The 12,582-nt window shown below is 67.2% G+C and carries 12 protein-coding genes; 5 read left to right on the top strand and 7 right to left on the bottom strand.

What is annotated here, in order from left to right; translation table 11 throughout:
* Window positions 1-68 precede the first annotated feature (68 nt).
* Window positions 69-1,745: a PEP-utilizing enzyme gene (locus tag WBV89_RS12810; protein WP_423981740.1), complete on the bottom strand. Its 1,677-nt coding sequence runs from the start codon at window positions 1,743-1,745 to the stop codon at window positions 69-71.
* A 79-nt stretch (window positions 1,746-1,824) separates the two neighbouring features.
* On the opposite strand from WBV89_RS12810, the gene WBV89_RS12805 reads away from it, so the two are divergent.
* The 4 genes from WBV89_RS12805 to WBV89_RS12790 are packed head-to-tail and all read left to right on the top strand — an operon-like array spanning window position 1,825 to window position 5,953.
* Window positions 1,825-3,228, top strand: a complete 1,404-nt coding sequence (locus WBV89_RS12805; protein ID WP_423981739.1) for an AAA family ATPase — start codon at window positions 1,825-1,827, stop codon at window positions 3,226-3,228.
* A gap of 23 nt (window positions 3,229-3,251) precedes the next feature.
* Window positions 3,252-3,578 carry a hypothetical protein gene (locus WBV89_RS12800; RefSeq protein ID WP_423981738.1) on the top strand — a complete coding sequence of 109 codons (327 nt, stop codon included), beginning with the start codon at window positions 3,252-3,254 and terminating at the stop codon, window positions 3,576-3,578.
* Complete coding sequence (gene murJ / locus WBV89_RS12795) at window positions 3,575-5,161, top strand: murein biosynthesis integral membrane protein MurJ (protein ID WP_423981737.1); 1,587 nt, start codon at window positions 3,575-3,577, stop codon at window positions 5,159-5,161. The genes WBV89_RS12800 and murJ overlap by 4 nt, the downstream gene beginning before the upstream one ends.
* A 9-nt stretch (window positions 5,162-5,170) precedes the next feature.
* The gene (locus WBV89_RS12790; protein WP_423981736.1) at window positions 5,171-5,953 is read left to right on the top strand and encodes a PspA/IM30 family protein; all 783 of its coding nucleotides are present in this window, start codon (window positions 5,171-5,173) and stop codon (window positions 5,951-5,953) included.
* 38 nt (window positions 5,954-5,991) lie between these two features.
* On the opposite strand, the gene proB is transcribed toward WBV89_RS12790, so the two are convergent.
* Window positions 5,992-7,077, bottom strand: coding sequence for a glutamate 5-kinase (gene proB / locus WBV89_RS12785; RefSeq protein ID WP_423981735.1), 1,086 nt, complete (start codon window positions 7,075-7,077; stop codon window positions 5,992-5,994).
* 7 nt (window positions 7,078-7,084) lie between these two features.
* Window positions 7,085-8,341, bottom strand: a complete 1,257-nt coding sequence (gene obgE, locus WBV89_RS12780; protein ID WP_423981734.1) for a GTPase ObgE — start codon at window positions 8,339-8,341, stop codon at window positions 7,085-7,087.
* A gap of 180 nt (window positions 8,342-8,521) precedes the next feature.
* Here obgE and WBV89_RS12775 point away from each other — a divergent pair, with 180 nt between their 5' ends.
* On the top strand, window positions 8,522-9,628 hold the full coding sequence (locus WBV89_RS12775) for an HD domain-containing protein (protein WP_423981742.1): 1,107 nt from the start codon (window positions 8,522-8,524) through the stop codon (window positions 9,626-9,628).
* A gap of 21 nt (window positions 9,629-9,649) precedes the next feature.
* Here WBV89_RS12775 and WBV89_RS12770 read toward each other — a convergent pair whose 3' ends face one another.
* From WBV89_RS12770 to WBV89_RS12755, 4 genes are all read right to left on the bottom strand, one after another.
* Entirely contained in the window at window positions 9,650-10,033 is a 384-nt protein-coding gene (locus WBV89_RS12770) for a hypothetical protein (protein ID WP_423981733.1), read from the bottom strand.
* 24 nt (window positions 10,034-10,057) lie between these two features.
* Entirely contained in the window at window positions 10,058-10,888 is an 831-nt protein-coding gene (locus WBV89_RS12765) for a PIG-L family deacetylase (RefSeq protein ID WP_423981732.1), read from the bottom strand.
* An 18-nt stretch (window positions 10,889-10,906) separates the two neighbouring features.
* Window positions 10,907-12,022, bottom strand: a complete 1,116-nt coding sequence (locus WBV89_RS12760; protein WP_423981741.1) for a CaiB/BaiF CoA transferase family protein — start codon at window positions 12,020-12,022, stop codon at window positions 10,907-10,909.
* Window positions 11,910-12,582: alpha/beta fold hydrolase (locus WBV89_RS12755; protein ID WP_423981731.1), on the bottom strand; the 673-nt coding region annotated here is incomplete at its 5' end. The genes WBV89_RS12755 and WBV89_RS12760, both read right to left, overlap by 113 nt.

Genomic DNA, 12,582 nt, shown 5'->3' with positions numbered 1-12,582 from the left:
GAGTGGACCCGGCTCGCTCGCTGCGTTCGTTGCGTTCGCCGGCCGGACGGGCGTGCGCGGCTGAACCGTCAACCGATCACGGTGACCCGTCCGGCGACGGGGTCGACCTCGACCTGCGATCCGTCCGGAATCGACAGCGCCCCGGCCACTCCGACGACGCCGGCGATCCCCAACTCGCGCGCGATCACCGCGGTGTGACACAGCAGTCCCCCGTGCTCGGTGACGACCGCGCCGGCGAGACCGAGGATCGAGTTGAAGGTCGGGGCGGTGAAACGGGCGATGAGCACGTCACCGGCCTCGCATCGTTCGATCGCATCCTCGGCATCGGCGACCACCACCGCACGGCCGACGTACGCAGTCGTTCCGATTCCGGTGCCACGCATCTCCCCGACCACGTCCATTCCGTCCGCGGCTTCGAGGAGAGCGACGGCGTTCACCGACATCCGCATCATCCGGCCCATCGCATCGGGGAGGCCGTCGAGATCGGGTTCCACCGGGTCCGGACCGAGGTGAGCCGGTGCCTCGCTGTCGGCGAATCCCAGACGAGTCCGATGCCGACTAGCGACGGCTCCCGCGTGCGGGCCCGGCTCGCCGCGTAGGGAGCCGATCGACTCCACCCCGCTCAGATCGAAGACGTGATCGACCTGTTCGAGCCGACCCGCTGCTGTGAGCCGCTGTCCCACCTCGAGCAGCGTCGAGCGGAGCACCCCACACGGCCACTCGGCCGTGATCGGACCGTTCTCGTCGCGCAGCCCGTACAGCCGCCGCGCGTCGTCGACCAGTTCGTCGAACTCCGCGCGATGTTCGTGCGGAACACGTGAACGGAGTTCGTCGTGCGCGGCCACGCCGCGGGAGATGGCGAGGTCAGCTGCGGTCCGTTCCTCGAGAAGTCGAGGGTCCCCGAGCATCGCGATGATCGCGTCAGGCATCTCACCGAGGGTGAATTCGGTGATGTCGTAGCCCGTCGTCAGGCGACCGCCGAACTCGAGGAGGTAGTCGTCGAGAATGCGCGCTGCGCGATCGCTGACGCCACGAACCTCGTCGAGCGTCGCGGGCCGGGAACCACCGGGTTCGAGCTCCCGCTCGATCTCCACCGCGAGCGGACGAAGCGCGTCATGGGGAGCGCTCGTCGCGGGCGACGCGCCGGCCAGAACGGCCATCACATCGGCACCGTCGATCCCCCACTGCTCCGTCTCGTCCAGCAGCAGCGCGATCGGCCCCAGGTCACTGATGTGCAACCGGAAATGGAGCGCCATCGCGTCGCGAGTGTGCACCAACAGTTCGTCGAGATGGTCGGCCAGCGCCCCGTCGGACAACGCTCCGACGTCGACGGAGCCGAGCCGGCGGTTCGCTGCCGCGATCTCGGGCTTCCACGTCGCCTCCCACCGATCGGCCTCGTCGTTCCACGACTTGCCCTCGATCGCGACCTCGGCGACCTTGGACCGTCGCCGGAGTCGGGGATGGAGCGCGAACACGGTCCGCATCAACCATGGAGGTGGTGGCGTGGCGGGGCCGCGTCCACTCGCTCCGATGATCGGCACGAGGCGTCGGTACATCTGCCCGCGCACGAAGCGGACGTCCATGGTGTCGAGCGGCGCGCCGATCAGATCGAATCCCTCGCGCATGCCGGCCGGGGCAGCGTCCTCGATGAGGTCGATCATCGGACGCGACACGGTGCGGGCGAAATGGGCGCGATCGCGCTCCCACGTACCTGGCCCCGGTGCCTGCCACTCCTCCTCCTGCATGGTCCCATCCTCCCAGACCGACCGACAGACCGGGAACGACACACCGGGAACGACAGACCGGCCACGTAGTGTCACGTCGATGGGTCAAGCGTTCGAGGACACCGCCAGGGAGTTCGTCGACGCGATGTCGACGATTCTCGACGAACTCTCGGGTGGCCACGACCATCTCGCCGAGTGCGTGATCGAGGCATCGAATCTCGTCGCCGCCTTCATCGACGCCGACGGCCGCCACAGCGACGCCGAACTCGAAGCCTGGCTCGATTCGATCGGCACCCGACTGACCCCACCGATGGTCGTCACCGCACGTACCTTGCGCGATGACGACACCTTCGACGGTCGGTCACGCTGGCTCGAGCGACCCAGCACGTTGTTCGACCTGTTGGTGAAGGCCGACGCACAGGATTCGGAGCGACGGTCGAACCGGTACTACGTGCTCGCGATGGCCCTCGCCCACGCCACCGCGGCGATCGACCTCGTGCCATCGCAGGGAGAACTGACGGCGATCGACGGATTTCGCACGCTCTTGCTGCACACGATGGACGACCACCTGGTGCCACGCCCTGGACAGCCGGCCCGGGACGTCCCGACGCCCGCGACCGGGAGCACGGCCGAGACTGCGGTCGAGACCGAGGTCGAGGAGATCGCGATCGAACTGCCACCGGAGCGACCGATCGAGGAGTTGCTCGCCGAACTCGACGCGCTGGTCGGACTCGATCAGGTCAAGGAGGAGGTCCGGCGGCTGACCTCGCTGCTGCGGATCCAGGAGATCCGTGCCGATCGGAACATGCCCACGATCGAGACGTCGAAGCATCTGGTGTTCAGCGGGAATCCCGGAACCGGCAAGACCACCGTGGCCCGGCTGCTGTCCCAGATCTTCCGCTCGCTCGGCGTCGTGACGACCGGTCATCTCGTCGAGACCGACCGTTCGGGACTCGTCGCCGGGTTCGTCGGACAGACCGCGACCCGTACCAAGGAGGTGTTGGAGTCGGCGGTCGGCGGCACGCTCCTGATCGACGAGGCGTACGCGCTCGCGCGCGGCGGCGAGAACGACTTCGGTCTCGAAGCGATCGACACCATCGTGAAGTTCATGGAGGACCACCGCGACGACCTGTCGGTGATCGCCGCGGGCTATCCCGCCGAGATGAACGAGCTGATCGGCTCGAATCCGGGGCTCGAGAGCCGATTCACGCGCACGATCCACTTCCCGGACTACGACACCGACGACCTGATCCGGATCTTCGAGTTGATCTCGTCGAGCCACGAGTACCACGCCGATGAATCCGGCATCGAGCGCCTGCACGAGTTGATCGACGCCGAACCGCGTGGACGCGGATTCGGCAACGGTCGCTTCGTTCGCAACCTGTTCGAGGCCGCGGTCGGCCAGCACGCGTCACGCCTCGCCGACCTGGACGAGCGCGGCGACGAGATCACCGACGAGCAACTGACGACGCTCACCGGCGATGACATCACGTCGGTGAACTGAGCGACAAGTAGCGTCGGGCCGACATGGAGAGCGAGCGAGATCCTGACGTGCTGTCGCGCACGATGCTGATCGGTGCCGTCGCCGCCACGATCGCCCTGCTGTTGCTCGGTTTGCCGTGGCCGGTCGCCGCGCTCGCCGGAATCGGCGGCTACTTCGTCAGCCAAGCAACCAGCCGGAAACTCGCCGTGCGACCCGAACTCGACGACGACGCCGATGACCAGAGCGCGGGCGACGGCGAGGTGGTCGTCCGTGATGACGCTGATCCGGAGACGGGCGAAGCCGTCATGGACCGCACCGAGACCGACGACGACGATCCGGACGGCGACGACGTGGAGACCCCTCCTCGGTGAGCGGACTCCTCAAGAGCAACCTCGTCGTCGCGACGGGAACGGCGTTGTCGCGCCTGACCGGGCTGGTGCGCTTCGCGGTCCTGGCAGCCGTGCTCGGCGGAACCGCGGTCAGCGACGCGTACTTCCTCGCGAACGAGACCCCGAACATCGTCTACGAACTGCTGGTCGGCGGTGTCCTGTCGGCCACGTTGATCCCGTTGTTCACGTCGTTCGACGAGCACGACGACGACGACGCCCGAAGCGCTGTCGTCTCGATGGCCATCGCACTGATCGCCATCACGACCCTGGTCGCCGTCGTCGCCGCGCCGTTGATCTTCCGAGTGTTCTCGCAGCGGGTGGACACCGACGTCGACCCCGAACTGTTCCGGTCGGTCGGCACGACCCTCGCCCGGATCTTCCTGATCCAGATCCTGTTCTACGGACTCACCGGGCTCGCCAACGCATTCCTGAACAGCCGCCGCCGGTTCTTCGCCGCGGCGTGGAGCCCGATCCTGCCGAACGTGATCATCATCGCGACTCTGCTGTCACTCCCCGATCTCGGCCCTGGCGGATACACGCTCACCGATGTCCTCGACGACACCAGGATCCGACTGACCCTCGGGCTCGGCGCCACCCTCGGGATCGGAGCGATGGCGCTCGTCCTCGTCCCGGCGGCATGGCGGGCCGGACTGCGGGTGAAGTTCGTCTGGAAACCGCGCCATCCGGCCGTCAAGAAATTGATGTCGCTGTCGTTCTGGACGCTCGGATTCGTCGCAGCGAACGTCGTCGCCCTCACCGTGGTGCGCAACCTCACCGAGCCAGGGTCGGCGGGAGCGACCGCCTATCTCCTCGCGTTCACGTTCTTCATGCTCCCCCACGGGCTCGTCGGCGTGTCGATCGCGACGACCTTCCAACCGGAGATGGCACGGGCCGTGGCGAAACGGTCGAAGCCGGATTTCATCGCATCGGCGTCGTTGGGGATCCGCATGACCGCTCTCCTCACGATCCCGGCCGGTGTCGGACTGTTCGTGCTCCGTCGGCCACTGATCGGCATCGCGCTGGAGTACAAGAACTTCAACGCCGACGACGCACTGGAGGCTTCGCGAGCGCTCGCCGGACTCGCCCTCGGCCTCGGGGCCTTCTCGATCTACCTGTTCGTGCTTCGGGCGTTCTACGCACACCAGGACACCAAGACCGCGTTCAAGGTCAACGTGGTCGAGAACGCACTCAACATCGTGCTGGCGTTCGCGCTCGTCGGGACGTACGGGGTACTCGGGCTCGGAGCGTCGTTCGCGATCGCCTACGTGTTGAGCGCACTGTGGGTCCTGCAGATCCTGAGCTACAAGGTCCCGGGTTTCGAGATGCGCTCGGTGCTCGCCGCCCTCGGTCGGATGCTCGTGGCGGCGGCCCTGATGGGCGAAGCGGTCTGGTTCGTGGCGCGACTGCTCGGCGCGAACTCCGGCGGCGGCGCCGCAGTGCGCCTGATCGCGGGAACGATCGTCGGCGTCATCGTCTACGCGGGGCTGCTCGTGGCGATGGGCGCGCCCGAGTTGGACGCCCTCCGACATCGGTTACCTGGGCGTCGTCTCCAGGACGGCGACTAACATGACCCCATGTTCAAGTACCTGAAGAGGCAGTGGAAGTACTTCGTCGCGAAGGTCAGCGGCCGCGCCGAAGCCAACGCCGATCCGAAGGTCCAGCTCGAGCAGGCGATCGGCGAGGCCCACAGCCAGCACAAGCGGCTCAAGGAGCAGGCGGCGAACGTCATCGCCAACCAGAAGCAGGCCGAGATCCGCCTGAACAAGAAGATGGAGGAGCTCGGCAAGCTCAACGCCAATGCCCGCCAGGCGTTGATCATGGCGGACGACGCTGCCAAGTCCGGGAACGAACAGAAGGCGCTCGAGTACACCAGCGCAGCCGAGACGATCGCCGACAAGCTGATCTCGCTCGAATCCGATGTCGAGAGCTTGAAGTCGATGGTGCTCGAGTCGACGCAAGCCGCCGACCAGGCCAAGGCCTCGGTCAAGCAGAACTCGCGACTCCTCCAGGAGAAGATCGCCGAGAAGTCGAAGCTGATGAGCCAGCTCGATCAGGCGCAGATGCAGGAGGAGATGAACTCCGCGATGGCATCGCTGACCGAGACCGTGGGCGACGACGTCCCGACGTTCAACGAGGTGCAGGAGAAGATCGAGGCCCGCTACGCGAAGGCGAAGGCATCGGCCGAACTCCAGGAGGTCACCGTCGAGAGTCGGGTCCTCGAGATCGAGCAGGCGACGGCGAACGTCGAGGCGCAGAGCCGGCTGTCCGAACTGCGCGCCGAACTCGGTCTCGATTCGGGTGCCCAGCCTGCAGCGGTCGAAGCCGGCGAGACACAGTCCCAGCCCACCGAAGGCTGAGCGTTACGTAACGGGTCTGACCCGTTACGTAACGCTCGTCAGGCGAGGATGACGAGGTCGTCGCGGTGTACGACCGTGTGGGCCATGCCTGCCGGGAGGGCGCTCGTGTGATGGCCGAGTACCGGCGCCAGGTCCGCGGACGCCGTCGATGCGATCCCGCGGGCGAACACCTCACGCTCGGGTCCGACCATGTCGACCACCTGACCGTGCTCGAACATGCCGTGCGTCGCGACCACACCGGCGGGCAGCAGGCTGTTCGGGTGCTCGGTCAATGCGCGGCGGGCGCCGGCATCGACTTCGATCGACCCGGCGACCTCCGCGGCGAACGCGATCCACAATTTGCGCGCCGACAGCGCCCGATCGTGCGGAGCGAAGGTCGTTCCGACGAGTTCATCGCTCGCAGATCCGGCGAGCACCCCACGTCGTGAGGCACGCGCGATCACGCTGCGCATTCCGGACCACGACGCCATCCGAGCAGCGACGAGCTTGCTCGCCATGCCTCCGCTCCCCCGTCCACTTCCTCCGCCGTCGGCGTTGATCGACAGCAGTGGGTCGTCGGCCTTCACGAACGGGATCAGGGTGGCCGATGAGTCGCGTCGCGGATCGGCGGTGAACACGCCGTCCATGTCGGTGAGGAGCACCAGCACGTCGGCGCCGACGCTGTTGGCGATCAACGCGGCGATCCGGTCGTTGTCGCCGTAGCGCAACTCGTCGTTCGCGATCGCGTCGTTCTCGTTCATGACGGGGACGACGCCGAGTTCGAGCAGACGGTGCATCGTCGAGCGGAGGTGCACGTACTGCTGCCGCTCCACGAAGTCGTACGGGTCGACGAGCAGCTGAGCGCCCAGTAGACCGTGGCGGGCGAACTCGATGTTGTAGGCCTCGACGAGCCGACTCTGACCGACCGCCGACACGGCCTGGGTCGTCTGCATGTCGCTGGGTCGCTGATCCATGCCCAGTGCCGCGACTCCGGCGGCGACGGCACCCGACGACACGATCAGGACCTCATGCCCGATCGCGCGCAACGCGGCGGTCTCGTCGACGAGACGTGCAATCGCACTGCGGTCGATCATCCCCCGGTCGTCGGTGATGGATGCCGTTCCGATCTTGGCGACGATCCTCACGGAGTCCTCATCGGTCGGGCTGGTAGTCGAAGCTGAATTCGCCGATCCAGATGACGTCACCTTCGACCGCTCCGGCCTTGGCGAGCATCTTCGGAACGCCGAGCTTCTCGAGTCGGTAGTCGATGTACGACAGTGCTTCGGGCGTGGTCACGTCGTTCAACGCGACCACCCGTTCGACGTCGCGACCCACGAGGCGGAACTCGCCGTCGTCGACCCGCTCGACGACCGCACCACTCGGCTCCGGCCGGATGACGATGAGGCCGTCGTCGTAGCGGATCTCCTGGCGCGCGTCGTGGACCAGCGACGCCATCTTGCCGACGAGCGAGCCGAGACCGTCACCGGTGATCGACGACACGACGTCGCCCTCCCACTCCATGACCTCGAGGTCGCCCTCCTGCACCATGTCCGCCTTCGTACCGACGACGATGCGCGGGCGTTCGAGCAGGTCGGGCTGGTAGCTGCCGAGTTCGTCGAGCAGGATCCGCTCCTGTTCGTTCGGCCAGATGCCGTCCATCGGAGCGAGATCGATCATCAGGCACAGCACACGAGCACGCTCGACGTGACGAAGGAACTGGTGACCCAACCCCTTGCCCTCGCTGGCTCCCTCGATGAGGCCCGGGATGTCCGCGACCACGAACTCGGTGTCGTCATCGAGGCTCACCACGCCGAGGTTCGGTTCGAGTGTGGTGAACGGGTAGTTCGCGATCTTGGGCTTGGCGGCGGAGATCACGCTGATCAACGTCGACTTGCCGACATTCGGGAACCCGACGAGCGCGACGTCGGCCATCAGCCTGAGATCGAGCTTGAGCCACCGCTCCTCGCCGTGTTCACCCTGCTCGGCGAAGCTCGGCGCGCGCCGTTTGTTCGACAGGAACTTGGCGTTGCCGCGCCCACCGCGGCCACCGGCGGCGGCCATCCACCGGTCGCCCTGATTGTTGAGTTCGGCGTAGACCTCGCCGGTGTACAGGTCACTCGCCTTCGTACCGATCGGCACCTTGATCTCGAGCGACTCACCGCGTCGACCGTGCTGATCCTTGCCCTTGCCGTGCACGCCCCGACCGGCCCGACGGTGCGGGTGGTCCTTGAACGCCAGCAGTGACGCGACGTTGTGGTCTGCGACCAGCCAGATGGCTCCGCCGTCACCGCCGTCACCGCCGTTCGGCCCGCCCAACACGACCGGCCCCTCTCGTCGGAAGCTGATGCAGCCCGCGCCACCGTCCCCACCCTTGACGTTGAGTTGACACTCGTCGACGAACTGCGACATCCGCGAGAGGCTACGCCCGCCCCGGCACGCTCGCTCTCGCGTCGTTCTCGTGAACTGTTCGCGCACGCAGCGCCGGAACAGTTCACGAGAACGGCGGTTGGGGGCGCGTAGCCTGACGCGGTGGACGATCTGCCCTTCGTGGACAACTCCGACGAGCGTGCGGACCGGTGGGCATCGTCGATGGCGGGGCATGCGGACGACGACATCGTTCTCGCGCATGCCGACTCGTTCGCCACGGTCGGCGACGCCCGGATCCTGACCCGCGAAGCCCGCGAGGAACGCGACGCCGAACTGCTGGCGTCGAATGCGACCCGAGCTGCGGGCGCCGGAAACCGGGCCGTGGATGAAGAACCCGATCCCTACCGAACCTGTTTCGAACGGGACCGGGACCGAATCCTGCACGACTCTGCATTCCGTCGGTTGGCGGGCAAGACCCAGGTCTTCGTGTTCCCCGGCGACCACCAACGCAACCGGATGACGCACGCACTCGAGGTCGCCCAGGTCGCACGCTCGATCGCGCAGGCGGTCAGCCTCAACGTTCCGCTCGTCGAGGCGATGGCGATCGGGCACGACTGCGGGCACGGTCCCGGCGGACACGCCAGCGAGGACGCACTCTCTCCGTTCCTCGAGGAGGGTTTCGACCATGCGCCGTGGGGCGCCGACGTGACGCTGCGCCCGCTGAACCTGTGCAGCGAGACGCTCGACGGGATCCGTAACCACTCGTGGAGCCTCCCCGCGCCGCGCACGCCGGAGGGTGAAGTCGTCTCGTGGGCCGATCGGATCGCCTACGTCTGCCACGACTTCGAGGATGCGGTCGCCTCGGGGATCGTCACCGCCGACATGCTCCCGGCATCGGTGGCCGAAGCCTGCGGGACCGACCGTTCCAGCCAACTCGGCACCTTCGTCCGGGCGATGATCACCGCGACCCTCCGAACCGGGCGGATCGGAATGGCCCCCGACATCGCGGCGGCACTCGCAGCGTTCCGGAAGTTCAACTACGAGAACATCTATCTCCGCCCGGCGTCACGACAGCAGGCCGATGCGGTCATCGTGCTCCTCCGGGCGCTGGTCGAGCACTACGCCGACCGTCCGCATGCGATCCCCGAGGCGACCGCGCGCGGCGTCCTCCCGGCCGGGGCCACACCGGCGCTGGTCGAAGCCGGCTCGACCGAGGCAGTCCGGGCAGCCGTGGCCTACGTCGCGGGCATGACCGACCGCTTCGCGTGCGAACGCGGCCTGGTCGAACTGAACTGGGACCCGCGCCAGCTCCCGACCGCCGTCACCTGAACCGGGCGCTCCGGCCCGGCGTCAGGGCATGGCCTCGGTGCCGAGCAGCATCGCGCGCAGACCGAGACCCATGATGAACAATCCGCCGAACCCGTACAGCAAATACAGCTTGTCGGTGATGAACGGGCTGTTGCGGTAGCTGTACAGGATGCCGACCGCGAAGATCGTGCTGAATCCGTAGAGCGCGTGGAACGGGTCGAGCTCGATCCCGTTCTGGTTGACGATCAACGCACCGATGACCGCGACCACGATGGTCGAGATCTCGGCGATCGCCGTGGCGACCCACAACACCCGGACGCGGAGTGCCGGCACGTAGTGGGCGGCCAACGCCCACAGGCCGACGAACGCGTTCGACCCGATCAGAAACCAGCCGCTGACGAGGTGCGCGTCCTCGAGCCCGGTCATTGCACCCTCCCGCTCGTCACCGGATCAGTCGAAGATCCAGCCGGTGCGATACGGCGGTGTGCGGTCGTGTTCGATGAACCATTCGGACCCGAACGCCATGGCGAACACGTTCTCGGGCATCTCGAGGAAGAACGACGAGTCCGTGATCTGGCTGCGGTGGCAGCGCATCGACGCTCGCTTCGTCGCTGCCTGGTCGGCCGCATCGACACGCAACGTCATCACAGACTCGGGTTCGCCGAAGGGGTTCCCGTCGTCGGCCGGTCCCATCGGGTCGAACTCGATGGCGCCATCCGCGCCGTCGGCGGCATCGTCCGGTCCGACCGTCACGCCCGAGGCGCGGGCGTCGGAGATCATCGCCGCCATCGCGTCGCGGTTGGCGGTCGCTTCCAGCGTCCGCATCGGATGGTCGACCAGTTCGGCGGCACGCAGCCCGACGCGGTTCACCTGGACATGGTCCGGATGTCCGTAGCTGCCGTGCCAGTCGTAGATCGTGAAGACGTCGGCGTGTTCCTCGCGGAGCACCGAGGCCACGGACTCCGCGGCCTCGTCGAGGTCGGCGCGGTGGAACGACGTCGCATCGCCGTTCGCCTCCCATCCGGTCATTCCCGAATCGGTGTAGCCGAGCCAGACGACACGGTGCACGCCGAGCACCTCGGCCGACGCCTCGGTCTCGGAGCGACGTCGATCGGCGAGGGTCTCCCCGTCTGCGAGATCGTCGGGAACCTCGCCGTGCTCACCATTGGTCGCGACGATCAGAACGACCCGATGGCCCTCCTGGGCGGCACGCGCCATGGTCCCGCCCGTCGACATGCACTCGTCATCGGGGTGGGCGTGCAGACAGACCAGGGTTCCCATCGCCGTCAGTGAAGCAGGTCAGTCGGCCTGTCGCACGGCTCCGGATTCGATCAACCCGTCGATTCGTGCCGCATCGAGGCCCCATGCCTCCAGAACGGCGCGGGAATGCTCCCCGGGCCACGCTGGGGCCGACACGACTTCGTTCTCCGTTCGGCTGAAGCGCGGCGCGGGCGCCGGCTGCGTCACGCCGCCGACCTCGATGAACGTTTCCCGCTCGACGTTGTGCGGGTGTTCGGCGGCTTCGGACATCGTCAACACCGGAGCGAAACACACGTCGGTGTGTTCCATGATCGCGCACCATTCGTCCCGACTCTTCGTCGCGAACAACTCGGTGAGACGCTCCTTCAGCGGTCCCCACTCGGTGGGATCCATCTGCTTCGCGAACTGCTCGTCGTCGGACAGCCCGGTCAGGCGGAGCAGCTCGGCGTAGAACTGCGGCTCGATCGAACCCAGCGAGATGTACTCGTCGTCGCTGCACCGGTAGACGTCGTAGAAGTGGGCGCCGGTGTCCAGCAGATTGGTGCCGCGTGCGTTCTCGTCGAACACCCCCATCTCCTTCATCGCCCAGAACATCGTCATCAGCACCGCCGATCCGTCGACCATCGCCGTGTCGACGACCTGGCCGACTCCGCTGGTCTTCGCCTCGAGGAGAGCCGCGACCACACCGAGGGCGAGGAACATGCCACCGCCCCCGAAGTCGCCGACCATGTTCAACGGCGGCGTCGGACCCTCGCCCTTGCGACCGAAGTGGGCGAGCGCACCGGCGAGCGAGATGTAGTTGATGTCATGGCCTGCGGCCTGGCTGTATGGGCCCGTCTGTCCCCATCCGGTCATGCGGCCGAACACCAACTTCGGGTTCCGTTCGAGGCAGACGTCGGGACCGATTCCGAGCCGTTCCATCACCCCGGGCCGGAAGCCTTCGATCAGCGCGTCGGCGCCGGCGACGAGATCGAGCAGGGTGGCGACCCCATCCGGGTTCTTCAGGTCGATCGCGATGTTGCGGCGACCGCGCAGGAGGATGTCACCGTGGGGCTGCTGGGGAGCCGGTCCGCGGACCGCTCCGGCACGTTCGACGCGAATGACCTCGGCGCCGAGGTCGGCGAGCAGCATCGCCGCGAACGGCCCGGGGCCGATCCCGGCGATCTCGATGATGCGATGTCCTGCGAGTGGTCCTGGCATGGGTGGTCTCCTTGTCGAGATCAGTTGGATCGAGTTGGTTGGATCGAGCTGGTTGGATCGAGCTGGTTGGATCGAGCTGGTGATCAGGCGGCTTCGACCAGGCGGCTTCGACCAGGCGGACGTGCCCACCGATCGTCTCGGCGAACATCGGCCAGAGCGGGGCCGGGAGGTCGTGGCCCATGTCGGACACGAACAGGTATCTCGACCCGGCGATCAGTTCGGCCGTGGTCTCGCCTCCGGACGGGGTGATGAGCGTGTCGTCTCGTCCGTGGATGACCAGCGTCGGCACGTCGAGGGCCCGGAGGCCGTCGCTGCGGTCGCCGCTCGCGTAGATCGCAGCCAGTTGCCGAGTTGCGCCCTGTGGGTAGAACGAGCGGTCGAAATCACGGGCGGCGCGGGCCTTCATCGCGTCGTGGTCGACGTACCGCTTCGACGCCCAGACATCCGCCCGGGTGGACGCCTCGATGAAGGCGTCCCGGTCGGTGGGCGGCGCTGCGAGCAGCGCCTCTCGCGCC

This window comes from Ilumatobacter sp., from assembly GCF_049588435.1.
In the GTDB taxonomy this organism is placed as follows: domain Bacteria; phylum Actinomycetota; class Acidimicrobiia; order Acidimicrobiales; family Ilumatobacteraceae; genus Ilumatobacter_A.
This window is presented reverse-complemented; position numbering and strand designations above follow the sequence as displayed.

Coding starts and splice junctions, on each gene's coding strand:
- WBV89_RS12775 (WP_423981742.1), top strand. CDS start 8,522: ATGGCGGGGCATGCGGACGACGACATCGTTCTCGCGCATGCCGACTCG.
- WBV89_RS12805 (WP_423981739.1), top strand. CDS start 1,825: ATGGGTCAAGCGTTCGAGGACACCGCCAGGGAGTTCGTCGACGCGATG.
- obgE (WP_423981734.1), bottom strand. CDS start 8,341: ATGTCGCAGTTCGTCGACGAGTGTCAACTCAACGTCAAGGGTGGGGAC.
- WBV89_RS12800 (WP_423981738.1), top strand. CDS start 3,252: ATGGAGAGCGAGCGAGATCCTGACGTGCTGTCGCGCACGATGCTGATC.
- WBV89_RS12765 (WP_423981732.1), bottom strand. CDS start 10,888: ATGGGAACCCTGGTCTGTCTGCACGCCCACCCCGATGACGAGTGCATG.
- WBV89_RS12770 (WP_423981733.1), bottom strand. CDS start 10,033: ATGACCGGGCTCGAGGACGCGCACCTCGTCAGCGGCTGGTTTCTGATC.
- WBV89_RS12790 (WP_423981736.1), top strand. CDS start 5,171: ATGTTCAAGTACCTGAAGAGGCAGTGGAAGTACTTCGTCGCGAAGGTC.
- WBV89_RS12810 (WP_423981740.1), bottom strand. CDS start 1,745: ATGCAGGAGGAGGAGTGGCAGGCACCGGGGCCAGGTACGTGGGAGCGC.